The sequence below is a fragment of the Streptomyces sp. NPDC101227 genome (genome assembly GCF_044767545.1).
Classification (GTDB): Bacteria; Actinomycetota; Actinomycetes; order Streptomycetales; family Streptomycetaceae; genus Streptomyces.
Genome location: NZ_JBIWOD010000001.1, coordinates 717,961 through 739,501, shown reverse-complemented (window position 1 = coordinate 739,501; position 21,541 = coordinate 717,961). Strand labels below are relative to the sequence as shown.

General features: G+C 70.4%; 23 protein-coding genes. 14 read left to right on the top strand and 9 right to left on the bottom strand.

What is annotated here, in order from left to right; genetic code table 11:
- Positions 1–100 precede the first annotated feature (100 nt).
- Positions 101–1,057, bottom strand: coding sequence for an SDR family oxidoreductase (locus ACIRPT_RS03385; RefSeq protein ID WP_403821452.1), 957 nt, complete (start codon positions 1,055–1,057; stop codon positions 101–103).
- Positions 1,058–1,211: 154 nt separating this feature from the next.
- A complete protein-coding gene (locus ACIRPT_RS03380) occupies positions 1,212–2,003 on the bottom strand; it encodes a hypothetical protein (RefSeq protein ID WP_403821449.1) in 792 nt (263 codons plus the stop codon).
- Between the two features lie 376 nt (positions 2,004–2,379).
- Between ACIRPT_RS03380 and ACIRPT_RS03375 the strand changes: the two genes are divergently transcribed.
- Positions 2,380–3,273, top strand: coding sequence for a hypothetical protein (locus ACIRPT_RS03375; RefSeq protein ID WP_403821446.1), 894 nt, complete (start codon positions 2,380–2,382; stop codon positions 3,271–3,273).
- Between the two features lie 218 nt (positions 3,274–3,491).
- Here the strand turns inward: ACIRPT_RS03375 and ACIRPT_RS03370 are convergent, their stop codons facing one another.
- The 3 genes from ACIRPT_RS03370 to ACIRPT_RS03360 form a co-directional block, all read right to left on the bottom strand.
- The gene (locus ACIRPT_RS03370; RefSeq protein WP_403821443.1) at positions 3,492–4,361 is read right to left on the bottom strand and encodes a hypothetical protein; all 870 of its coding nucleotides are present in this window, start codon (positions 4,359–4,361) and stop codon (positions 3,492–3,494) included.
- A gap of 351 nt (positions 4,362–4,712) precedes the next feature.
- Positions 4,713–4,949 (bottom strand): hypothetical protein, encoded by a 237-nt coding sequence (locus tag ACIRPT_RS03365; protein ID WP_403821786.1) that lies wholly within the window; start codon positions 4,947–4,949, stop codon positions 4,713–4,715.
- 2 nt (positions 4,950–4,951) lie between these two features.
- Positions 4,952–5,188 (bottom strand): DUF6400 family protein, encoded by a 237-nt coding sequence (locus ACIRPT_RS03360; protein WP_403498598.1) that lies wholly within the window; start codon positions 5,186–5,188, stop codon positions 4,952–4,954.
- Positions 5,189–5,583: 395 nt separating this feature from the next.
- Between ACIRPT_RS03360 and ACIRPT_RS03355 the strand changes: the two genes are divergently transcribed.
- Entirely contained in the window at positions 5,584–6,099 is a 516-nt protein-coding gene (locus tag ACIRPT_RS03355; protein WP_403821439.1) for a hypothetical protein, read from the top strand.
- Here ACIRPT_RS03355 and ACIRPT_RS03350 read toward each other — a convergent pair.
- Both ACIRPT_RS03350 and ACIRPT_RS03345 read right to left on the bottom strand, forming a co-directional pair.
- On the bottom strand, positions 6,093–7,346 hold the full coding sequence (locus tag ACIRPT_RS03350; protein WP_403821436.1) for a PP2C family protein-serine/threonine phosphatase: 1,254 nt from the start codon (positions 7,344–7,346) through the stop codon (positions 6,093–6,095). The genes ACIRPT_RS03355 and ACIRPT_RS03350 overlap by 7 nt on opposite strands.
- A gap of 222 nt (positions 7,347–7,568) precedes the next feature.
- A complete protein-coding gene (locus ACIRPT_RS03345; protein WP_403821433.1) occupies positions 7,569–8,291 on the bottom strand; it encodes a helix-turn-helix domain-containing protein in 723 nt (240 codons plus the stop codon).
- A gap of 165 nt (positions 8,292–8,456) precedes the next feature.
- Between ACIRPT_RS03345 and ACIRPT_RS03340 the strand changes: the two genes are divergently transcribed.
- Both ACIRPT_RS03340 and ACIRPT_RS03335 read left to right on the top strand, forming a co-directional pair.
- Complete coding sequence (locus ACIRPT_RS03340; protein WP_403821430.1) at positions 8,457–10,004, top strand: APC family permease; 1,548 nt, start codon at positions 8,457–8,459, stop codon at positions 10,002–10,004.
- A gap of 128 nt (positions 10,005–10,132) precedes the next feature.
- Entirely contained in the window at positions 10,133–11,800 is a 1,668-nt protein-coding gene (locus tag ACIRPT_RS03335; protein WP_403821783.1) for an amidohydrolase, read from the top strand.
- A gap of 136 nt (positions 11,801–11,936) precedes the next feature.
- On the opposite strand, the gene ACIRPT_RS03330 is transcribed toward ACIRPT_RS03335, so the two are convergent.
- Entirely contained in the window at positions 11,937–12,347 is a 411-nt protein-coding gene (locus ACIRPT_RS03330) for an organic hydroperoxide resistance protein (RefSeq protein WP_403498589.1), read from the bottom strand.
- A 131-nt stretch (positions 12,348–12,478) separates the two neighbouring features.
- Between ACIRPT_RS03330 and ACIRPT_RS03325 the strand changes: the two genes are divergently transcribed.
- From ACIRPT_RS03325 to ACIRPT_RS03295, 7 genes are all read left to right on the top strand, one after another.
- Positions 12,479–12,931, top strand: coding sequence for a MarR family winged helix-turn-helix transcriptional regulator (locus tag ACIRPT_RS03325; protein ID WP_403821427.1), 453 nt, complete (start codon positions 12,479–12,481; stop codon positions 12,929–12,931).
- A gap of 281 nt (positions 12,932–13,212) precedes the next feature.
- A complete protein-coding gene (locus tag ACIRPT_RS03320; protein ID WP_403498586.1) occupies positions 13,213–13,446 on the top strand; it encodes an acyl carrier protein in 234 nt (77 codons plus the stop codon).
- Positions 13,443–14,684, top strand: coding sequence for a beta-ketoacyl-[acyl-carrier-protein] synthase family protein (locus ACIRPT_RS03315; RefSeq protein ID WP_403821424.1), 1,242 nt, complete (start codon positions 13,443–13,445; stop codon positions 14,682–14,684). Before ACIRPT_RS03320 ends, ACIRPT_RS03315 begins: the two co-directional genes overlap by 4 nt.
- A 104-nt stretch (positions 14,685–14,788) precedes the next feature.
- On the top strand, positions 14,789–15,688 hold the full coding sequence (locus ACIRPT_RS03310; RefSeq protein WP_403821421.1) for an alpha/beta fold hydrolase: 900 nt from the start codon (positions 14,789–14,791) through the stop codon (positions 15,686–15,688).
- A gap of 108 nt (positions 15,689–15,796) precedes the next feature.
- A complete protein-coding gene (locus tag ACIRPT_RS03305; protein WP_403821418.1) occupies positions 15,797–16,111 on the top strand; it encodes an ArsR/SmtB family transcription factor in 315 nt (104 codons plus the stop codon).
- Complete coding sequence (locus tag ACIRPT_RS03300) at positions 16,108–16,956, top strand: SRPBCC family protein (protein WP_403821415.1); 849 nt, start codon at positions 16,108–16,110, stop codon at positions 16,954–16,956. Before ACIRPT_RS03305 ends, ACIRPT_RS03300 begins: the two co-directional genes overlap by 4 nt.
- Positions 16,957–17,391: 435 nt before the next feature.
- Complete coding sequence (locus ACIRPT_RS03295; RefSeq protein ID WP_403821412.1) at positions 17,392–17,943, top strand: transglycosylase SLT domain-containing protein; 552 nt, start codon at positions 17,392–17,394, stop codon at positions 17,941–17,943.
- A 107-nt stretch (positions 17,944–18,050) separates the two neighbouring features.
- Here the strand turns inward: ACIRPT_RS03295 and ACIRPT_RS03290 are convergent, their stop codons facing one another.
- Positions 18,051–18,362, bottom strand: a complete 312-nt coding sequence (locus ACIRPT_RS03290; RefSeq protein ID WP_403498578.1) for a hypothetical protein — start codon at positions 18,360–18,362, stop codon at positions 18,051–18,053.
- A gap of 692 nt (positions 18,363–19,054) precedes the next feature.
- Between ACIRPT_RS03290 and ACIRPT_RS03285 the strand changes: the two genes are divergently transcribed.
- The 3 genes from ACIRPT_RS03285 to ACIRPT_RS03275 all read left to right on the top strand — a co-directional run bounded on the left by ACIRPT_RS03285 (position 19,055) and on the right by ACIRPT_RS03275 (position 21,533).
- Entirely contained in the window at positions 19,055–19,726 is a 672-nt protein-coding gene (locus tag ACIRPT_RS03285; RefSeq protein WP_403821409.1) for a transglycosylase SLT domain-containing protein, read from the top strand.
- Between the two features lie 312 nt (positions 19,727–20,038).
- Complete coding sequence (locus ACIRPT_RS03280; RefSeq protein ID WP_403821407.1) at positions 20,039–20,896, top strand: lysozyme; 858 nt, start codon at positions 20,039–20,041, stop codon at positions 20,894–20,896.
- Positions 20,897–21,074: 178 nt separating this feature from the next.
- Positions 21,075–21,533 carry a spore-associated protein A gene (locus ACIRPT_RS03275; RefSeq protein WP_403821404.1) on the top strand — a complete coding sequence of 153 codons (459 nt, stop codon included), beginning with the start codon at positions 21,075–21,077 and terminating at the stop codon, positions 21,531–21,533.
- Positions 21,534–21,541 lie beyond the last annotated feature (8 nt).

Sequence of the window (21,541 nt, the reverse complement as noted above, 5' to 3'; positions counted from 1 at the left end):
ACATCACAGGGGCGATCGATTCCACTAAATTCGTTGACCGGGCCTTCAGTCGTTACGAATTCCGCAGCAGGCGCCTTCCCTCTGTCCCGCTCCGTCGCCCTCAGCGATAGCCGCTGTCGTCGGCGGGAAGGCCCGCGTCCTGGACCTCCACGAGATAGCGCCAGCAGTCCGGCTGGGTGCCGTCCTTGTCCGTGAAGCCGTAGAGAGGGGCGAGCTGACCACTGGAGACGACGTTTCCCGTCCAGCGGGCGACGTCCGGATCGGCGGCGAGCGCGGTCACCGCGCGGGCGACGTACGTCGGGGATTCCGAGATGCAGAAGTGCGGCACTCGGGTCGTCGCGTCCCGCCAGTTCTCCTCGGTCACGCCGAATGCCTCCAGCATCTTCTCCGAGCGCAGCCAGCCGGGGGTCACGGCGACGGCCGCGCAGCGGTACGGGGCGAGTTCATGGCTCTGCGCGAGGGTCATGCGCTGGACGGCGGCCTTGACCAGGTCGTAGAAGAAGCCTTCATGGTGGCGGTAGGCCGCGTTGTACTCCGCCGTGCCGTCGGTCATCTCGATCACCAGTCCGCCTGGGCGACGGATGAGCAGCGGCAGCGCGTAATGGCTGGTGATCGCGTGGGTGTCGATGCCCATCCGCAGCATCCGCAGGCCCCCGGGGAGGCCGTGCTCCCACAGCGTGGTGCCGAACTGGGCGTAGGCATCGCCGCCGAAGATGTCGTTGACCAGCACATCGAGGCGGCCGTGGTCACGGTCGATGCGCTGGACGAGGTCCCGCACCTGATCGCCGTCGAGGTGGTCCACCCGGAGAGCCGTGCCGGTACCCCCGGTGGCGGCCATGAGTTCGCCGGTTTCCTCGATGGTCTCCGGCCGGTCGATCTCCGAGCGGCCGGCCGTCCGGCTGCTGCGTCCGGTGGCGTAAACGGCGGCGCCCGCTCGGGCCAGTTCCACCGCGATCGCGCGCCCGGCGCCGCGCGTGGCGCCGGCCACCAGTGCCACTCTCCCGTCCAGCGGTCCCGCGGGAGCTCCGTTGTCCGCCACGGTTTCCCTTCCCTCCATCGCTCCATCTCCTCCTCTCCCCTTCCCCGGGTCTCCCCTGTCTCCCGCGCCCTCTCGCTCCGCCGGGGGCTACGGGCCTTCGCCCGCAGGGCCGACAAAGCCCCGCCGGTCGGTCACCGAGGCGGGGCGGGGTACGTAGCAAGAAAGGGACGGGTCAGGAGCTGAGGTGGTATTGGGTCCAGGGCTGGTGGGCCGGCTCGGGTTCCTCGTGGGGCTGCGTGATGGTCCCCCACGGGGCGAGGGCGCTGTCCCAGTCGGGGGCGAGGGCGGCCATATCCGCCACGGTGTCGGCCATTTGCGTCGTTCCGGGGTGCCAGGCGGATCCCATTGCGTTGCCGGAAGCGGCGGCGTTCCAGGCCGCGGTCTGCTGTGCCGGGATGGTGCACTCGGCCTCGTGCAGATCGCCATGGCCACGTCGGTGGCGCCCCACCTGGGTCTCGCCGCCGTGCTGGTGGAACCGTCCCTGAGCCGCCAACTGCTGGGCACGGGCGAGCAGTCGGCTGAAATCGAGGCCGAATTCATTGGCCAGTTCCCGCAGATCCACGCCGGTCTGCCAGCTGCCGACCAGTACGGCGTCCAGGGCGGCCGACCATGAGGGCTCCGGCGTCGCCCCCGGACTCTCCCGGCTCTCGCGAGGCGTGGCGGTCGGGCGGGTTCCGGAAGGGGACGCGCCGGCGTCGGAAGAGTGCGGGGCAGCGGAATCGGCCTCGGATCCCATGGCCTCGGGGTCCCGGGCCACCGCGGTGGGAGCCGCGGCGAGCAGCTGCTCGGCGACCGCGCGGGCATCATCCTTGCCCACCGTGCGCCGGGCGATCCGCACTTCCCGCTCGTTCAGGCCGAACAGGCCCGCCACCGCACCCGTGCTGCCCACGGTCACCGCAAATGCCGCCAGGACCCGCGACCGGTCGGCCTGCGCCTCGTCCAGCCTGGCCTGGGCCTCGCGCACTCCCTCATCCCGAAGACAAAACGCTTCCGCGAGTACGGCGTTGCGGTCCCACAACTCTCTAGGCTCCATACCCTGACAACGCCGCACCTCCGCAGGTGATCCGATCTTGTCTTGCAAAGCACCCCAAAGCACGCATCCACACACCAACTGAAAATATCCTTGCAGGGGCCTTGACCGTTCGCCAAGAGCGCCGTATACGCGTGACGCAGCACCTGAGCTGCGCCTCTGTCAGCCCGGCCGCGAAGGTGCGCACGGCCGAGTGTCAGTGGGGTGGGTTACTGTCTCCGTCAGACAGGCATTCGAGTGGTCGCCGATCCGCGGTTCCTGAGCCACGGTTCATGCGCCGCGCTTCATGTCCGCACTTCTTGGGGGGGCCATGGCTCATCGTTCTTCGCTCGCACTTTCCCGTTCTTCGGTCCGTACCGCGGGGGCCCTGCTCGCCGGCGTGATGCTGTGCGGCACGGCGGCGTGTACGTCGCCCGGCGGTGGGTCGCGCGACCGGTCGGCCAAGCCGGAGACGTTCAATGCCGCGCCGGTAGCCGCGGTGCGCAAGGCCGTCGACAAGGGCGCCAAGCTCAACTCGGTGTCGTACCGCATCGACGGCAAGGTCGGCGATCAGGGGACCGTCAAGGGCAAGGTGTCCTTGAGCCTCCGCCCGCGGGCCATGGACATGCGGATGACGGCGTCCGGCGGCGAGAAGGAGGGCGAGTTCTCGGTGCGGCTCATCGGCGACACGATGTACGTCGGTGGGGGCGAGCGCGCGGCCGCCGCCATGCACGGCAAGCATTGGCTGAAGTTCCGGATGAAGGGGAAGGGCGCCGGCGGTGCGGGCGGCTTCGGGGGAATGCGGCAGCAGGCCGACCAGGACCCGGCGGCGCAGGCGTCATTGCTGGCGCAGTCCGGTGACGTCAAGAAGGTCGGCGAGGAGACCGTCGACGGCGTGAAGGCGACGCACTACGTCGGCACCGTCGCGGTGGAAAAGCTGCTGAAGCGGGCGAACTCCAAGGGTGCCTTGGGCGCGGAGCGCCGCCAGAGGACGATCGAGCGGTTCAAGGCTCTTGGCGTGCGCACACTGAAGCTCGACCTGTGGGTCGGGCCCGACGACCGTACGGTGAAGTTCCGCGAGCGCGCGCGGACGGTCCGGGGACCGCTGGACCTCACCGTCCACTTCTTCGACGTCAACAAGCCGGTCACGGTCAAGGCGCCGCCCGCGTCCGACACGATGGATCTCGAGCAGAGGTTCAACGGCCGTGGGGGCGCCCGCATATGAGCCGGTGACGGGAGACTGCGCGCTCGGCGGGTCCACCCGCCGAGATAGCGCAGCCCAGCCAACCGACTCGTACACATCCCGCAGCACGCGCAGTCCCACGTCGGCAGGCGGGGCGCCCTCGGTCGCAAGGCGCCGGAGCGGCCTGACAGCTGAGCTACCGGAGCGGTCTGACAGCTGAGGCTATTGGGGCTCTTTCGGCAACGCTGTGGGTCAGTCGCCTAGCCCCAGGACTCGCTCTCGGCGGGATGGGGCAGGCCGATCGGATTGGGGAAGGGCAGCACCTGCGCGGCCAGGATGCGGCGTACGACGTCTTCCAGCCCGCCCAGGAGCCGGTCGGTCTCCGGCCTGGAGAGCGGGCCGAGCAGGCGGGCCGCCAGGCGGTCGGTCTCCGCCTCGATGCGGGTCCGCTCCTGCCGGCCGCGGTCGGTCGCCTCGCCGTGTTCGTCCACCAGACCGCGGGAGCGCAGCCGGTCGGCGGCGGCCGCCCACTCCTCTTCGGTCCAGCCGCGGTCCTGCCGCATGGTGTCCTTGGGCACGCGGCCGGAGGCGACGGCGAGGACCAGGGCCTCGCAGCCGTCGAGTCCTTCGTCGGCGAGTACGGCGAGGTGTGCGTCGCCCCTGAACTCGCGTACTGCGGTGCTCAGTTGCCACAGGCGCTCGACCGGGTCGGCGTGGTCGCACAGCGCGCGATTCGCGGCGAAGAGCGGCCGCGCGACGGTGGGGGCCTCCCCCACGATCGTCAGGAGCGGTCCCGACAGCTCGGCGGCCGTCTCGTCCAGGCCGGGATGGATCCTGCGCAGGGCGTCGGCGGCGCGGCGGGCGCGCTCCTCGAGCACATGCGCCGGGCCGACGATCCCCCAGGCCGCGGGCAGCGCACGGGCGATCATGCCGGGCGCGAAGACCCCCAGCACGGCGGTGGCGAGCGCCGGCTCCACGGCGCCCAGCGGCGCGGTGCGGGCGGCGAAGTAGCCCATCCAGAAGCCCTTGAGGCCAAGGGCTTTGCCCAGGCCGCGGCACTCCTCGTCGAAGTAGGTGAGGGCGTGCAGCGGTTCGGTCAACAGCCAAAGCGATCGTGCGCGCAGCTCCATGCGCGCACGCTACCGCGCCACGATCTTCGGGGATGTCCACCAACGCGCACATAGTGGGCGGCGTTCCTCGATCGCATCGTGGCCGGCGCGTCTTCCCGGAGTGGGCCGGCGAGGTCGGCAGGGCGAGCCGCACGGGGCTCGCCGCCGGTGAGTACGAAGCGCTGAGCGGCACCGGAATCTGCGATTTCGGTGACCGCCCCTTCGCGGGAGGTCTGCCCGGACCAGCCCTGCGGCTGCTGTGGCGGGACGAGCCGCAGTCCACCGCGCCGGCGGACGACGAACGCCGGGCGGCGTTCCTTGCGGGGCCATCCGACGGACCGCCGTCCGGCGAGGTCAGTCAGCGGCAGCGGGTCAGGGGGCGGGGCGACCGCGGTCGCCCGCTCCGAAGGCCGACTGCCAGGCCCACAGGTGGGTGCAGTTGGGGCACTGGAGGTGCAGCAAGCTGCCCTTGTTCGACAGGAGGTAGCGCCAGTGGTCGGCGCAGGTCCGGCCGTCGAGGCAGACGGCGCAGTCCCGGTCGTCCTCGCACCGGGGGCACGGCACCCAGGCCCGGCGGCCGATATCGGCGGTGGGGTCGAGCGGCAGCATGCTCATGCCTGCCCGGAGGGCGGCAGGACGTTCGCGGCGACCAGCATGTCGTAGGTGGCCTGCTGCTCGGCGTCCAGGCCGGAGTAGAGGAGCCGCTGGGCCTCCGCCTCGGCCTCCATCACCTCGATGGGGTTCCAGGTGTCGCCCAGCGCCGCGAGGACTTCGGTCCGGCGCCGCGTCTCGTGCTCGGCGAGGTCGAACGCGAATATGTGCTGGTCCGAGGTGTTGCGGTCGATCATGGTGCGCGTCCCATGCCACTTGGGGATGATTCGGACGTGTTTACCAAGGGGAATGGGATTGAGGAAGCGTCAGGTGGGGTTCGTGGGGTTTCGCGGCAAGGCGCCCATCACGGCAAGGCGGGAATGAATGCCTTATCGAGTGAGATATCGGGCATATCGACCTTGCCCTTCATGGTGTTATGTCCGGAATTTGCGGGTGCGGGCGGGAGTGACGCATCTCATCACCGTCAACGCGACCGCCGTGCACCCAACAGCGTCGGGCGCACGGCTTCGGGTGGCAGCGGGTGACATCGAGCGGCCTCCGAAGGCCACAACACCCTCCCGGCGAAGCACAGTTGACGACCTCGGCCGGTCGGGCCACGCTCGGAGCGTTGCCCTTCCTTCAGGAGGTACCCATGCTCCGACGTACGGCCGCGACCGGCACCGGCATTGTCATGCTCGCGGCAGTGGCCCTGGTGGGTGGCGCCGCCACCACGTACGCCGCCGCCCCCGCCGCGCTCGCCAAGCTCAGCCATGCGCAGGCCACCGGCAAGTTCCGCGCGGCCGGTATCAGCTGGTCCTCCAGTGGCGGCTGCGCGGACCGCAACAACGCCACCTGCACCTCGTTCGACGAGATCAACTCCGCCACCGTGGACGGCGTGATCACGCTCAAGGGCGCCAGCGGCTGTGCGATCAACCTCACCGGCGGCACCGAGACCGGCCACGCCGGCGGGACCTACAGCCACTGGAACGGCTACAAGGTCGACTTCAGCCTCTCCTCCTGCCTGACCCACTACATCACCGCCACCTTCGCCTCCATCGGCGGCTCCAAGTGGAGGTCCGGCAGCGGGAACGTCTACTACAAGGAGGGCGACCACTGGGACGTGACGTACTACAACTGTGGTGGTTGCCTGGCGGACCGGCGTCAGTAGGCCCTGGCGTGCGGCGGATGGCTGGGCAGCCGCCGCACGGCGACCGCGGCGGCGTCGTCGCCCAGCCGGCCGTCCGTATGCGTCAGCAGCTCCTCGCGCAGACACCGCAGCAGCTGCTGCGGAGTGCTCCCGCTCCAGGCGGCGGCGCGCTCGACGAGCGGATAGAACGCCCCTCGGCTGTCACGGGCCTCGGTCACCCCGTCCGTGTACAGCAGCAACAGATCACCGGGCTCGAAGGGAAAGGTCTCCACTTCATAATCAAGATCTCCGGCCAGCGTGCCGAGCCCGATGGGCAGAGAGGTCCGCTGGGCATGCAACGTGATGGTCTCGCCGTCGCGCAGCAGTAGGGCGGGTGGGTGGCCGCAGGTGATGGTGCGCAGTACGGGCCACTGGTCGGGGATGTCGAAGAGCGAGACGGTCGCGAAGGTCTCGTCGGTGTCGGGGTCGGTGTCCGTGTTGGTATCGGTGCCCGGGTCGGCGTCGGCGCCCGGGTCGGCGTCGGTGGCGTCGTACGCGCTCTCCCCCCGCTCCCCCGCCGCGCCTCCCGGGCCCGGATCGGCGCGCCACTGGCCGCTGTCCCAGCTGACCGCGCCGTCGAGGTGGACGGCGAGCTTCGGCAGGGTGGCCTGGCGATGGGCGGCCGCGCGGAAGGCCCCCAGGATGAGGGCGGCGTTGCCGTACGCCGGCAATCCCTTGCCGCGCACATCGCCGATGATCAGCCGGGTGCTCCGCGCGGTACGCGCCGCCGCGAACAGATCGCCCCCCATCTCCGCCTCTTCCTCGGCGGGCAGGTAGAGCGAGGCGATCTCCAGCGCGCCGCTGCGCCGGGGCAGCGGCCGCAGCAGCACCTGCTGGGCGACGCCGGCCACCGAACGGCTCTGGCTGAGCCGCCGCTCATTGCGGTCCCGTACGACGGTGAAGACGACGACCAGCGCGGAGACGACCACCAGCGCGGCGATCTGGGCCTGGAGGTTCTCGGTCAGCAGGACGCCCCGTGCCACACCGATGCCCACCTGGGCCGCGACCGCCAGCGCGCCGATCGCGGCGGTGAGAAAGGGCCCGGAGAATGCCGCCGTGATGGCGGGGGCCGCGACGAGCAACGGCCCGAGATGGACGTTGGGCGGCGACAGCACGTCGATCACCACGACCGCGACGATGAGGCCGATCGGGATCAGGGTCAGGACCGGGCTCAGATTTCGCCGTCGCGGCAGTCGCTCGGGCATATGCACCAGCCATCGAAAGGGCATGCACCATGGTTGCACCCGAGCGAGGGAAATGCCCGGTTCGGTGCGTTATTCCATTTTCCATATTCCACGTGTCACTCCCGCGTAGCGCTCGCGCACGGCAAGCGAACCGGGTAGCGCGACCCGGGCCGGCGATCGGGACCGCGCGCGGCCCATGCGGGAGGTATCGCATCAACTCCTCGTGCTGCAGATGGAGTTGGCGAAAGCCCCGCGCCCCGCATCGCCCTACCGCGACGCCCCCGACGCCCCCGACGCCCCCGACGACGAAGCCCGCAGCGCCGCGATCAGCAGATCCAGCGCCGCCTCGACCGCCGTGCCCGACATGAGCGGAAGGTGGTCCCGTACGCGCTGCAGACTCGGGTACGCGTCCTCGGGCAGCCCGGCGTACGCCGCCTGCCAGGCCTCCTCGTCCGCGGCGCGTTGGGCGGGGGCGAGGCGCAGGAACGCGGCGTCCAGGGCCGCGTGCCCGAGGACGGTGTCGACGAGGGCGTGGTAGTGGCGTACGGCGGTGGCCTCGTCGAAGCCCGCCTCCAGGAGCAGGCCGATGCCGGTGTCGACGGCGCGTTGTTCGTGCGGGCGGCCCGTGACGCGGACCGTACTGAACACCGCGATCTGCGGGTGGCGCAGCGCCGAGCGGTAGGCGCGCAGACCGAAGTCCCGCAGGTCGGCGGCCCAGTCGCCGCTGGACGCGAAGCCGGCCATGGACTCGCCGATCAGCCGGTCGGCCAGCGCCAGCAGGAGGTCCTCGGTGTTGCGGAAGTAGCGGTAGACGGCGGAGGGGTCGGCGCCGAGGGCCGCGCCCAGTTTCCGTACGGTGAAGGCCCCCGCGCCCTCCGCGTCGATGAGTTGGCGCGCCGTGTCGACGATGAGGTCGGCGGACAGCACCACACCCGAACTCGTCGGCCGGCGCCGTTTGCGCTCGGCCGGAACGCGCTCGCTCTCCGTCACGCCGATCCCCTCCGCTTCGCCCGTCGCCGCCTCGGCACTGACCTGCGCCAGTTAATCACCAGGTTACGTCAACACCGTTGACACAAGGATGAACGGGCTGTTTCATCGGCGGACACACGGCCCCGCCGGAACCGGCCCGGCCCACCCGCCCAAGGAGCGTGTGCCATGCCCCCCTCCGAAGTGCAGCAGGCGCAGCAGTCGCCACAGGACCCCGGACCGGCGACGATGCGCCGCTCGCTGGGCGTGAAGGACGGGGTGGCGATAGCCGCGTCGAGTACGGCAGCGACCACGAGCATCGGCATCGGGATGGGCACGCTGGCCGCGTACGCGGGCCGCCAGACCCCCGCCCTTCTCCTGCTCGCGTTCCTCCCGATCCTCGGCATCGCGCTGTCGTACGCCCGCCTCAACCGCACCGAGCCGAACTGCGGCAGCGGCTACACCTGGGTGGGCCGGTCCATCGGCCCCTGGCCCGGCTTTCTGACCGGGTGGGTGGTACTGGTCGGCAATGTGATCTTCATGGCGTACACGGGCGCGGTCACCGGCTCCGTCGTGCTGCAGTTCCTGAACAAGCTCGGCGTGCACAGCGTGCTGGGGCTGCGGATGGACCCGTCCTCCACGGGCATCAGCACCGCGGTCGGGCTGGTGGCGCTGGTCGCCGTCACGGTCACCGCCATCACGGGTGTCCGCTCCGCGACCCGGATGCAGCTGGGGCTGCTGATCTTCGAGTACGTGGTGCTGCTGGGCTTCTGCGGCTACGCGCTGGTCGTCGGCGACCAGCCGTTCTCGCTCTCCTGGCTGAACCCCTTCGAGATCGGCTCGCCGCAGGCCCTCGCCCAGGGAATGGTGATCGCGGTCTTCATCTACTGGGGGTGGGATGCCGCGTTCAGCGTGAACGAGGAGACGCGCAGCGCGTCCGACGCCGCACGCGGCGGCCTGATCGCGCTGGTGGCGATGCTCGGCCTGTTCATCCTCGGAGCGTTCGCCTTTCAGCGGGTGATGAACACCGACGAACTGATCCGCAACGGACCGCAGGCGCTCACCTTCCTCGGCACCCGGCTGGCACCGGAGCCCTGGGCGTCCCTGCCGCTGGCCGCCCTGATGTGCTCCGCGTTCGCCTCGCTCCAGTCCAGCGTCATCCCCACCGCCCGGGGCGCGCTGGCCATGGCGCGGGACCGGACGCTGGGCCCGGTGTGGCAGCGGGTGCATCCGCGGTACGGCTCGCCCGCCGTGGGCACGCTCCTGATCATGGCCTTCGCCGCGCTGCTCGCCGTACTCGCGGTCGGCGTCCCCAAGCTCAGCGACATGATCCTCACCGCGGTCAACTCGATCGGCCTGACGGTGGCCCTCTATTACGGACTCACCGCGCTCGCCTGTGCGGTGCGCTTCCGCTCGAGCCTGCGGGCGGGGCCGGGCAGCGCGCTGCGGGACGTGGTCGTGCCGGCGGCCAGCGCGCTGGCGCTGTTCGGGCTCGGCGGCTACCTCATCTGGGACTACGCGACGATGAGCGACCACTTCGAGGCGAGCCCGGACAACGGCTGGTTCATGCTGTTGCTGCCCGCGCTCTTCGTGCTGGCGGGTCTCGCCGTCGCCGCGTGGGCCAAGTGGGTACGCCACGCCCCGTATTTCCGTACCGGCCGCGGGACGGACGCCGATGCGATCACGCTGCCGATGGACGGGGCGGGCGCCCGGCTGCCCGATCCCTCCGAGGGATGATCATCCTTCCGTCCGCCCGCTGACCTGCCGCCCGTCCGGGTGCGTAATGGCCCGCCCTCCACGCCCCTCTCCTTCTCCTCTCCCTCCCCAACCCCCAACGCCACAGGAGCAGCTCCCCCATGGCCACCATGGACACCACCACCCCTGCCGACCTTGTCTTCCTCTCCGGCCCCGTGCACACCGTCGACCCCGCACGAAGTCGGGCGAGCGCGGTGGCCGTGCGCGGGGACCGTATCGTCGCCGTCGGGCACGACGGGGAGAAGGACGGGATACGCGACCTGATCGGGCCCGGTACGGAGGTCGTCGACCTGCGGGGCAAGCTGCTCATCCCGGGGTTCCAGGACGCGCATGTGCATCCGGTGGGCGGCGGGCTGGAGTTGGGCCAGTGCGATCTCAGCTCGGCGGGCACCGCCGAGGCGTATCGCGAGCTGATCCACTCCTACGCCACCGCGCATCCCGAAGCGCCGTGGATCACCGGAGGCGGCTGGTCGCTCGAGGCGTTTCCCGGTGGCATGCCGACCCGGGATTTCCTGGACGCCATCGTTCCGAACCGCCCGGTGTTCCTGGTCAACCGCGATCACCACGGCGGCTGGGCCAACTCCCGTGCCCTGGAACTGGCCGGGCTCACCGCCCGTACGCCCGACCCGGCCGACGGGCGCATCGAGCGCGACGCCGCCGGCGAGCCGACCGGCATGCTGCAGGAGGGTGCCATGCGGCTGGTCGGCGACCTGGTCCCCGAGCCGACCCTCGCCGAACGGACCGAAGGGCTGCTCCGGGCGCAGCGTCTCCTCCACGGGTACGGCGTGACCGCGTGGCAGGACGCGATGCTGGGCCGCGGCCCCGGAGTGCCCGACGCCAGCCCCGCCTATCTGGCGGCCCGCGACGCGGGGAAGCTGACCGCGCGGGTGACCGGCGCCCTGTGGTGGGACCGGGCGCGCGGGGCCGAGCAGATTCCCGAACTGCTCGCGCTCCGGGAGAAGTTGAGCGGTGGACGGCTGCGGGCGACCAGCGTGAAGATCATGCAGGACGGGATCGCGGAGAACCACACGGCGGCCATGCTCGGCCCGTATCTGACCGCGTGCGGATGCGCCTCCGACAACAGCGGGATCTCGTTCATCGACCCCGAGGCGCTGCGGGCGTACGTCACCGAGCTGGACGCCGAAGGGTTCCAGGTCCACTTCCACGCGCTCGGCGACCGCGCCGTCCGGGAGGCCCTGGACGCCGTCGAGGCCGCCCGGACGACGAACGGGTGGCGGGACACCCGGCCCCACCTCGCCCACCTCCAGGTCGTGCACCCCGATGATGTGCCGCGCTTCCGCAGGCTCGGGGCGACCGCGAACATCCAGGCCCTGTGGGCGGCCCACGAGCCGCAGATGGACGAGCTGACCATTCCCTTCCTGGGCGCCCAACGTGCTTCCTGGCAGTACCCGTTCGGCGATCTGCTCCGCTCCGGCGCGACCCTCGCGGCGGGCAGCGACTGGCCGGTCAGCTCCCCCGATCCGATCGCCGCCCTGCATGTCGCGGTCAACCGCCGGGAGCCGGAGGCCCCGGCGTCGACGCCGGTGTTCCTGCCGGAGCAGCGGATCGACCTCGGCTCGGCCCTCGCCGCGTACACGGCGGGCAGCGCCTACGCCAACCACCTCGACGACACCGGCACCATCCAGCCCGGCAAGCTGGCGGATCTGGTGGTCCTGGACCGCGATCCCTTCGACGGTCCGGGCGAGGCCATCGCCGAGACCCGGGTCCTGCAGACGTTCGTGGGCGGGCGGCGGGTGTACGCGGCCGGCGATGCCTGAGGGGCCGCCCCGGCGGACCCGCCCCGTGCGTACGGCGTCGAGCCGCGCGGGCGCGCGAGGGCACGGGCGGCCGGGCGGTCGTCGCGCGGCCGCCGGGCCGGACCGGCCGGCCCGGCGGTCCGGCGGTCCGGCCGCCCTACTCGATGACGAGCTCGACCTCGATGTTGCCGCGGGTGGCCTTGGAGTACGGGCAGTACTGGTGGGTCGCCTCGACCAGCTGACGTCCGGTCTCGCCGGCGAGCGCGTCCGGCAGCTCCACCCGCATGATCACGCCGAGGCCGAAGCCGGTGTCGTCCTTGCCGATGGAGACCTCGGCGGTCACCGAGACGTCCTTGGTGTCGATCTTCATCTGGCGCCCGACATTGCTCATCGCGCTGGCGAAGCAGGCCGCGTACCCGGCCGCGAAGAGCTGCTCGGGGTTGGTGCCCGCGCCACTGCCCCCGAGCGCCGGCGGCATGGCGAGCGCGAGGTCGATCTGCCCGTCGGAGCTGACGGCCCGGCCCTCGCGTCCATTGGCGGTGGCGACAGCGGTGTACAGCGCGTCCATCGGATTCTCCCTGGGTTTCATGGGCCGGCGGCCGCTCTCCGGCCGCCCGATGGCTCCAACGATTGCACACGTTTAAGTTGTGCGCAACTAAGTTGTGTGCAACTAAATGGCCGGCGAGCTAACCTGAACCCATGACCACGCTCCCGGTACCCGACTCCGAACTGCTCCGCCTCGACCACCAGGTCTGCTTCCAGCTGCATGCCGCCTCGCGCGCGTTCGGCGGCGTCTACCGGGACGCCCTCAAAGACCTCGGCCTGACCTACCCCCAGTACCTGGCGATGCTGGTCCTCTGGGAGCACGGCCCGCAGCCCGTCAAGTCCATCGGCGAGCGACTGCGGCTCGACTCCGGCACCCTCTCCCCGCTCCTCAAGCGACTGGAGACCGCTGGCCTGGTACGCCGCGAGCGCAGCGCCGAGGACGAGCGGTCGGTCACCATCCATCTGACGGCGACGGGCGACGACCTGCGCACCCAGGCCCTGCCGGTCCCCCGCCGCATACTGGCCGCGACCGGCCTGACGCTCGAGGAACTCCGTACGCTGCGGGGCCTGTTGGGGCGGGTCACGGAGTCGCTCGACGAGGCCTGACGGGTGACACAGGGGCGGGTTGGGCCCGGCGCGGCCGGGCCCGGCGGGCTTCGCCCCGTACCCTCCGCCGGCACGCGCCGTTAGGGCAGTCAGACGCCGTCCGCGCCGCCGCGCACCCTTCCTCGCACCCCCTCGATCCGCTCATCACTCCATTGAGCTACCGAGGTTGGGGGGTCTTTGGGACCAAGGCGTATAAAGATGGCCAAACCAGCCGGAGCCGCCGGCGAGCACCCGCCAGGACGCGGTTGGCAGCACGCCTACGAACAGCGGAGGAGCGCCACGTGAATGCGGCAGAAGTTGTCAACGACCTGCTGGTCCAACGATTCGGGGTCGCCAGGGCCAGCATCAGCCACGAGATTTCGCTGCGCGATCTGAAGATGGACTCACTGGCGCTGGAGGAGCTCCGCGTGCTCATCGAGGACCGGCTGGGCGTCGACCTCGACGAGGTGGCGCTGTCCTCACGGGACACCGTGGGTGCGCTGGTGATGGCCGTCGACGGCAAAGTCGCCGCGTGACGGCCCCGCAGCAGCCGTTCTCCGCGGCGGTAACGGGACTGGGACTGGTGACCGCGGCGGGTGTGGGGACGAAGGCCACCTGGCACTCCGTCACCCAGGACACCGTGCCGAGCGGAGTGACCCGGCAGGAGGAACTGGTCGACCTGCCCTGCGACTTCATGTACACGATCGCGGATCTGGACCCGGCCGCGGTGCTCGGCGTGGCCACCCAGCGACTGATGGACCGCTTCTCGCAGCTCGCGGTGATCGCCGCACGGGAGGCGGTCGCGGATGCCGGTCTGGACCCGGGGACCTGGGACAGCAGCCGGATCGCGGTGGTCATCGGCTCCGCGCACGGCGGGCTGCCGTTCTATGACGAGCAGCATGTCGCGATGTCGGAGCGCGGTGCCCGGCGGGTCTCCCCCAAGCTCGCCCCGCTGACCGTCATCAACAGCGCGGCCAGCAGCGTCTGCACGGACCTCAAGGTGCACGGCCCCAGCTTCGGCGTGGCGACCGCCTGCTCCTCCGGGACCGTCGCCCTGGGCACCGCGCACCAGCTGCTGCGCGCCGGGGTCTGCGATATCGCCATCGCGGGCGGCGCCGAGTCGACCGTCTCCCGGCTGCTGATCGCCAGCGCCTGCCAGATGAAGGCGGTCTCCGTCCGGCGGGAGAACCCGGCCGCGGCCTGCCGGCCGTTCGACGCGGAACGCGACGGCTTCGTCGTCGGCGAGGGCGCCGGCCTGCTCGTACTGGAGCGGCCCGAGCACGCCCGCGCCCGTGGTGCCACCGTCCGCGCCCACGTCCGCGGCTACGGCGCGTCCAGCGACGCGTACGCGGCGGTCGCCCCCGACCCCGACGGAGCGGGCATCGAACGGGCGCTGCGCACGGCGCTGGCCGACGCGGACGTGGCGGCCGGCGACGTCGGGTATGTCAATGCGCACGGCACATCGACGGTCGTCAACGACCTCATCGAGGCGACCATGCTGGGGCGGGTACTGGGCGATCACCCCCTCGTCACGTCCACCAAGGCGATGACCGGGCACACGCTGGGCGCCGCCGGTGGCATCGAGACGGCGCTCACCGTGCTCGCGCTGGAGCATCAGCTGGTGCCGCCGACCGCCAATCTCGACGTACCGGACCCGCGGATCCCGATCGAGATCGTGCGCAAGGAGGCCCGGCCTGCGAGATTCGACTGCGCGGTCAAGACCTCGCTCGGCTTCGGCGGGCACAACGCCGCACTCGTGCTGACGCGCGGTTAGCGCGGTTGTCAGTCATCCGCACCCCACCGACAGTGACCGACGGGAACGGCCGCGCCGCATCGGCGCGGCCCGTTCCCGTCCGTCTTCCCGAGAAGGAATCAGTCATGGCCGAGGAAACGATCCGCGCTTTGTCGGTGAGCGGGGTGTCCTATTCATACCGGGTCCTCCGGCAGCCGGAGAGGGCCACCGAGCCCGTCATGGTGCTGGGCGGCGCGTTGCAGGGGATGTTCGGCTGGCCGCAGATGGAGGACCGGGTGGGGCCGGTGGCGGACGTGGTGACCGCCGACCTGCCCGGTATGGGCAGCGCCGATGCGCTGCCCCCGGGGCCGAGCATCAACATCGTGTGCGCAGCGATCGAGCGCGTCATCGACGACCTGGACGTCCCGCAGATCAATCTCTTCGGCTTCTCCTACGGCGCCGGCCTCGCCTACGCATGCGCCCAGCGCTTCCCGCGCCGGATCGCGCGGCTGGCGCTCGGCGGCGTACCTGCGCACATCACCACCGCGCAGCTCGACCACTGGCGGCAGGCCGCCGACCATCTCGCGCGCGGCGATGCGGAGTCCTTCGCCACGCTGGTCACCGAGGGCCTGATGTGCCTTGACGAGCGCCGGCACGTCACCAAGCGGCGGCTGGCCTATCGCTACGTCCGACGCTCCATGCTGCACGCGGCCCGGCACTCACCGCACGCCGTCGATGCGCTGCGCCGCGCGCTGATGGACCGCCCGGATTTCTCCTCCGGCCTGGCCGGCGTACCGACGCTCGTCTTCAGCGGGGAGCACGACACGGTCACCGCCCCGGCCCGGCAGCGCGACTTCGCGGCCGGCATCCTCGGCAGCCGCTTCCTGATGATTCCCGACGCCGACCACTGGGTGGTGCTGGAGCGCCCGCAGGACGTCGCGGACCTGGCCGCGCGCTTCTTCACCGACGCGCCGCTGCACTCGGCGCCGTGTCTCGTTCCGGCGGAGCGGGAGGAGATGACGGTGGGGGATCCGGCGTACGCGTAGCAGCCAGGGTGCCGCGCGACTCGGGGAGCCCGGAGCTGATGAGCGTCCTGACCAGCGGAGATTTACATTCCCTTGTGGTTATATAACTCACAGGCAATACTGTGACGCATGCCCATACCGTTCGACGTACTCGCGGAGCCGAGCCGGCGCAGGATCCTCGATCTGCTCCTGGAGCGACCGCATCTGGTCGGTGAGCTGACGGAGCGGACGGGGCTGAGCCAGCCCGGCACCTCCAAGCATCTGCGGGTGCTGCGCGAGGCCGGGCTCGTTCAGGTCCGGCAGGACGCCCAGCGCCGCTGGTACGAGCTGCGGCCCGAGCCGCTCGCGGAGCTCGACGCCTGGCTCGCTCACTACCGGCATCTGTGGACCGGGAGCCTCGATGCTCTCGAACGGCATCTCGACGCCATGGAGGACCCCCGATGAACCCCCACTCCGACACCCTTCGCACCGCCGACGGCCGCACCGCGCTGCGGATGGAACGCCGGCTGGCCCATCCGCCCGAGAAGGTCTGGGCCGCGATCACGGACCCGGCGCAGATCGAGCAGTGGTTCCCCTCCGAGGTCACGGTGGAGCTCAGGCCCGGCGGGGCGATGACCTTCTCGATGCCCGGGGTGAGCGGCGTCGCCATGACCGGCACGGTCACCGATGCCGACGCGCCCCGCCTCTTCGCGTTCACCTGGGGCGAGGACCATCTGAGCTGGGAGATCACCTCCGACGGCGACGGTTCGCTGCTGACCCTGGTGCACACCTTCGGCGACCGCTTCGGCGGCGCGAGCTTCGCCTCCGGCTGGCATCTGTGCATCAGCGCGCTGTCGCAGCTGCTCGACGGCGAATCGACCGCCGTGTATCCCGATTCGGGTGCGCTGCACGAGGCGTATCTCGAGCAGTTCGATCTGGGCCAGGGCACCGTCGAGGACACCGCGGACGGCCCCCGGATCCGCTTCGAGCGCCAGCTCGTACGGCCCGCCGACGCCGTCTGGGCCGCACTGACCGGGGGCGACGAGCCGGCGCCGGGCGAGCCCGCTCCCGAGGGCTTCACCGCGGAGAAGGTTCCGGGCGGGCCGGTCACCGAGGTCCGGGCGTCCGAGGTGCTCGCCTACCGCTGGCACCCGGAGGGCACCGTCCGCTGGGAGCTGCGGCGCGGCACCGGCCACGGCCCCCGGCTCGTCCTCACCCAGACCGGGCCGCGGGGCTTCGACACCGCAACGGCGCTGGCCGCCTGGCACTCCCGGATCGAGCATCTGGCCGCCCGGCTGCTGGAGGACTGACCGCCGAGCGGCGCGCGTCACGCCCCCTACGCCGCGGCGCGCAGGGGGCGCCGTCGCGTTTCGGGAAAATCCCCCACGAATCACCCATCGGACGTGTGAGCCAGGCAACTTTGCGGGCCCCCGAGAGTCGGAAATCAGTGCCCGCCGGGTGATGCCGGGCACAGGGCGTACGTCACTTACGAGTCCCGCTAGTCGACGCGCATCCGGCACAGGGCGCCAAGCGCGGCCTTTACATCGGACATTTCACAGCAACTCACGAGGATCGGTAGTACTCGACATCATTGCCACCATCCAGGGCGCTCGCTAAACATTGTTTCCGGCAGCACCGAGAACGAGCCGACGATCTCAGCCCCAGCGGCGAGCGCGGCACAGACCCTCGGAGCGCACGAGCCACCGAAGGCACCACCCCCGCCCCCCTGGAAGAGGTCACTTCGTATGCCCAGCACCACCCTGCCCCGCACCGCCCGCATCGGCCGCACCCGCAAGTTCTCCGCTGCGCTGGTGGCCACCGCGAGCTGCGCCGCAGCCGTGGCGCTCGCGTCGCCGAGCCAGGCCGCGACGCCGGCCGGCCATGTGGCTGCCGCCGGCCACCTGCAGGTCACCGCCGTCGCCAAGCAGGCGCACACCGCCAAGCAGGCCGCCGCCCCCAAGGGCAACCAGCAGTACGGCAACAACCTGGACGGCTGGATCCGCCAGTCCCTGGACATCATGAAGGCCAAGGGCATACCCGGCTCCTACGAGGGCCTGCACCGCAACATCATGCGGGAGTCCAGCGGCAACCCGAACGCCGTCAACGGCTATGACGTCAACGCCGCCAACGGCGTCCCGTCCAAGGGTCTGCTGCAGGTGATCCAGCCCACCTTCGACTCGTACCACGTCGCGGGTACCGCCAAGAACCTGACCGACCCGGTCGCCAACATCACGGCCGCCGCCAACTACGCGGCCGACAAGTACGGCTCGATCGACAAGGTGAACTCCGCCTACTGAGCCACCGGCACAGCGCCGGACCGGCACGGCACGGCACCAGCAACGGCAGTGGCCCTGCCCGCATCGCGCGGGCAGGGCCACTGCCGTTTTCTGTCGCCGGCCAGAGGTCAGAGCCCGCCGTGACCGTAGAGGAAGTGACCACCGAGCAGGGCGTGCAGCAGGCGGCCGACGAGGAACAGGCCCTCCCGCTCGTCCTCGCGCTCCTGACGGTTCTTGCGCTTGCCACCGTCGCGGCGGGCGCCTTCGATGCGGACCTCGACACGGGTGCGGCGGTGGTCGCTGCCGACACGCTTGTGCTGACCCTGGCTCTGGTGCATGCGCTGACCGTGCTCGGGGGCGGGCGCCGCGGCGGCGCCCCCGGTGGCGATGACGCCCGCCACAAGGGCGCCGGCGAGGACGGTGGAGACACGACGAAGCATGGTGTTTCCCTACGATGAGTGAGTGGGGGACTACTGCTTGCGACTCACCATCCGGCACACCCGGCCCCGCGGCCACACGACAGTCCGATCGATGCCGCGAACGGACCATCAACACCGCCGCTTCGCCGTAATGGAACTCCCTGACGGGCTAGTCCGACGGCCGTCCCGGAGCACGGTGATGTACCGCACCGATTGCCGCCCCGCGATACGCATTTCCCGCGCACCGGGGCCCTTCAAAGGTGCCTTGCGCCACATTCGGAGAATGCTGCGCAAGGCCATCTCGAAATAATCCGGATTCCGCTCCCCTCATCCGGGCGGACGGCGGGTTCCGGGAAAGCCCAATTCGCATGTGAGCCAGGCAACTTTGTCGCGACTGGGGAAGCGATTTCGGGGCTCTGCCAGGTGATGCCGGGCACAGGGCGTACGTCACGTACGACCTCGGCTAGTGGGTGAAAACCTGGCCGTCGGGCGGGAAATGAACCCGGCTTCGGGTATTGCCGCACTTCTCACGAAGGCGCGTAGTACAAGCGGTCATTGCCAGCGGCTGGGCCGGTCGCTAACTATGGATTTGCGCCGGGAACGAGTCAGCGAATTCCGCCCCTAAGGGCAATCGCGGCGAATAACTCCCGGACTCTCTACGCGCCGTAGAAGGCCGCCTCCCCGTCCCCAGTACCTGGAAGAGGTCACATCGCATGCCTAGCTTCACCCTGCCCCGCACCGCCCGCCTGACCCGCATCACCCGCACCCACAAGGTCGCCACCGCCGTCCTGGTCGCCGCCGGCGCCACCACGGCCCTGGCCGTCACCGCCGAGCCCGGCACCGCGCAGGCCGCCTCCGCGCACGCCCCGGCCGCGGTGAAGCCGGTCAGCGCGAACGGCATGCCGGCCGCGGTGCACGCGAAGGGTGACGCCCCCAAGGCCGAGCACCCCGCGCTCGAGTCCGTGGCCGCGCAGCTCAAGGTCAAGGAAGCACCGAAGCAGGCGCACACCGCGAAGCAGGCCGCCAACCGCTCCACCGAGCGCAAGGCCGAGCCCACGCGCTACGCGAACAACCTGGACGGCTGGATCCGCCAGTCCCTGGACATCATGAAGGCCAAGGGCATACCCGGCTCCTACGAGGGCCTGCACCGCAACATCATGCGGGAGTCCAGCGGCAACCCGAACGCCGTCAACGACTGGGACATCAACGCCATCAACGGCATTCCCTCGAAGGGTCTGCTGCAGGTGATCCAGCCCACCTTCGACACCTACCACGTCGCGGGCACGGCCAATAACCTCACCGACCCGGTCGCCAACATCACGGCCGCCGCCAACTACGCGGCTGACCGTTACGGCTCCATCGACAACGTCAACTCCGCCTACTGAGTCTCCGGCAGCAACCGGCGATGAGTACGACGCGAGACATCGTGAACAAGCCGACAGGGTGGTCGGCGTAGGCAGTGCGAAGCGGCGGAATGGCGCGTTCGCCGCTGCGTAGCGAAGCGGGCTCCGGCAGTTGCCGGGGCCCGCTTCGCATGGGATATGACGGCTGGTCGGGTGAGATGCTCCGGCCGGTCGGCGTATGGATGGCCGGTCGGCTCATAGCTGCGGTCAGTTCAGCGTATGAGTCTTCTTATCGGCAGAATTCTGCTCGCATTTTGCCGAACTGACCCAACCGAAGGACTTCGGAGGCACGCGATGCCCTTGCGCAGATCCGGTCCGGCCCGCCGCACACGCCATATCGCGGCCGGAACTTTCGTCTCTCTCTTCTCCGTGCTCGTGCTGCCCCTCGCGCTGCCCGGTACCGCTGGGGCGTCGGATGCGGGAAAGAGACCCGCGCACCCGGAGCAGGACTGGATGGGCTCGACCATCGCCGCCCACGAGGGAGGCGACCGGGCCGGGGGCTCGGAGCCGCGGTCGACGCGTCCCACCGTGGTCGGCGTGGATGTCTCCAGCCACAACGGCAACGTCGGATGGTCGGCGCAGCGCGAGGCCGGCGTGAAATTCGCCTACGTCAAGGCCACGGAGGGCATCAGCTACCGCAACCCGTTCTTTCTGCAGCAGTACAAGGGTGCCTTCGACGCCCGCCTCATCCACGGGGCGTACCACTTCGCGCTGCCGGACCATTCCACCGGTGCGGCCCAGGCGAATTATTTCGCGGCCCATGGCGGCGCCTGGTCCAAGGACGGGAAGACGCTGCCGGGTGCGCTCGACATGGAGTACAACCCGTACGGATCGACCTGTTACGGCAAGAGCCACCCGGAGATGGTCAGCTGGATCGCGGACTTCGTGAAGGCCTACCGGGCGAAGACCGGGCGCGATGCGGTGATCTACACCTCCACCAACTGGTGGAAGCGGTGCACCGGCAACTCCGCGCAGTTCGGGAACAGCAACCCGCTGTGGATCCCGCGCTACGCCGGCTCGGTCGGCACGCTGCCGGCCGGCTGGAAGTTCCACAGCATCTGGCAGCACACCTCCTCGGGCCCGGGGGTCGGCGACCGTAACCGATTCAACGGCTCCGTCGCCCGCCTCAAGGTGCTCGCGAACGGCGGCTGATCCCGCAGCTCACGTGCGACAACGGCCGGTCCCCGGCGCCTCGTTCGGCGTCGGGGACCGGCCGTTGTGCCCAAGTTGATTCGAAGTTCGGTGAGTTGCGGTACAACCATCCCGGTACGTCCGGTGTCCAACCCTGCGAAATGACCACGCAGCGCATACACCCGACGGGGGTATTCCCATGAAGCGTTCTCGTGTCATCGCAGGATCAGCGGTAATGGCCGTGGCGGGGCTGGCCACAATGGCAACGGCCACCACCGCATCGGCCGCCCCGGCGGCCGCAACTGCCGCCTCGTACAACGGGGCTTGCGGAAGCGGCTACAACGTCGTGAATTCCGTGCCGGTCACCGGCAAGGGGACCGTGTACCTCACCTACAGCGCGAAGACCGGAAAGAACTGTGTCGTGACGGTTCGGAACAGTCCCGGTAAGCCCGTGTACATGTACACCTATCTCGCAGCGAGCGACGGAAGTTCCGACCCGGTTTACGACAGCGGCCTTTACACCTCCTACGCCGGCCCGGTGTACCTGGCGGCGAAGGGACTGTGCGTCGACTGGGGCGGCACGATCGAGTCCGTCAGCGTCAGCGTCTCCGGCTCCAACTGCGGCCGGATGGCGGCGGGGGTCGTGACGCATCACTGAGTGAGTGT

Bases quoted from the DNA above. Each gene is read 5' to 3' on its own strand.
- ACIRPT_RS03325 (WP_403821427.1), top strand. From the start codon at position 12,479: ATGACCACGCTCCCGGTACCCGACTCCGAACTGCTCCGCCTCGACCAC.
- ACIRPT_RS03280 (WP_403821407.1), top strand. From the start codon at position 20,039: ATGCCCTTGCGCAGATCCGGTCCGGCCCGCCGCACACGCCATATCGCG.
- ACIRPT_RS03330 (WP_403498589.1), bottom strand. From the start codon at position 12,347: ATGGACGCGCTGTACACCGCTGTCGCCACCGCCAATGGACGCGAGGGC.
- ACIRPT_RS03275 (WP_403821404.1), top strand. From the start codon at position 21,075: ATGAAGCGTTCTCGTGTCATCGCAGGATCAGCGGTAATGGCCGTGGCG.
- ACIRPT_RS03365 (WP_403821786.1), bottom strand. From the start codon at position 4,949: ATGCTGCCGCTCGACCCCACCGCCGATATCGGCCGCCGGGCCTGGGTG.
- ACIRPT_RS03295 (WP_403821412.1), top strand. From the start codon at position 17,392: ATGCCCAGCACCACCCTGCCCCGCACCGCCCGCATCGGCCGCACCCGC.
- ACIRPT_RS03335 (WP_403821783.1), top strand. From the start codon at position 10,133: ATGGACACCACCACCCCTGCCGACCTTGTCTTCCTCTCCGGCCCCGTG.
- ACIRPT_RS03375 (WP_403821446.1), top strand. From the start codon at position 2,380: ATGGCTCATCGTTCTTCGCTCGCACTTTCCCGTTCTTCGGTCCGTACC.
- ACIRPT_RS03370 (WP_403821443.1), bottom strand. From the start codon at position 4,361: ATGGAGCTGCGCGCACGATCGCTTTGGCTGTTGACCGAACCGCTGCAC.
- ACIRPT_RS03350 (WP_403821436.1), bottom strand. From the start codon at position 7,346: ATGCCCTTTCGATGGCTGGTGCATATGCCCGAGCGACTGCCGCGACGG.
- ACIRPT_RS03300 (WP_403821415.1), top strand. From the start codon at position 16,108: ATGAACCCCCACTCCGACACCCTTCGCACCGCCGACGGCCGCACCGCG.
- ACIRPT_RS03340 (WP_403821430.1), top strand. From the start codon at position 8,457: ATGCCCCCCTCCGAAGTGCAGCAGGCGCAGCAGTCGCCACAGGACCCC.
- ACIRPT_RS03310 (WP_403821421.1), top strand. From the start codon at position 14,789: ATGGCCGAGGAAACGATCCGCGCTTTGTCGGTGAGCGGGGTGTCCTAT.
- ACIRPT_RS03360 (WP_403498598.1), bottom strand. From the start codon at position 5,188: ATGATCGACCGCAACACCTCGGACCAGCACATATTCGCGTTCGACCTC.
- ACIRPT_RS03285 (WP_403821409.1), top strand. From the start codon at position 19,055: ATGCCTAGCTTCACCCTGCCCCGCACCGCCCGCCTGACCCGCATCACC.
- ACIRPT_RS03355 (WP_403821439.1), top strand. From the start codon at position 5,584: ATGCTCCGACGTACGGCCGCGACCGGCACCGGCATTGTCATGCTCGCG.
- ACIRPT_RS03305 (WP_403821418.1), top strand. From the start codon at position 15,797: ATGCCCATACCGTTCGACGTACTCGCGGAGCCGAGCCGGCGCAGGATC.
- ACIRPT_RS03290 (WP_403498578.1), bottom strand. From the start codon at position 18,362: ATGCTTCGTCGTGTCTCCACCGTCCTCGCCGGCGCCCTTGTGGCGGGC.
- ACIRPT_RS03385 (WP_403821452.1), bottom strand. From the start codon at position 1,057: ATGGAGGGAAGGGAAACCGTGGCGGACAACGGAGCTCCCGCGGGACCG.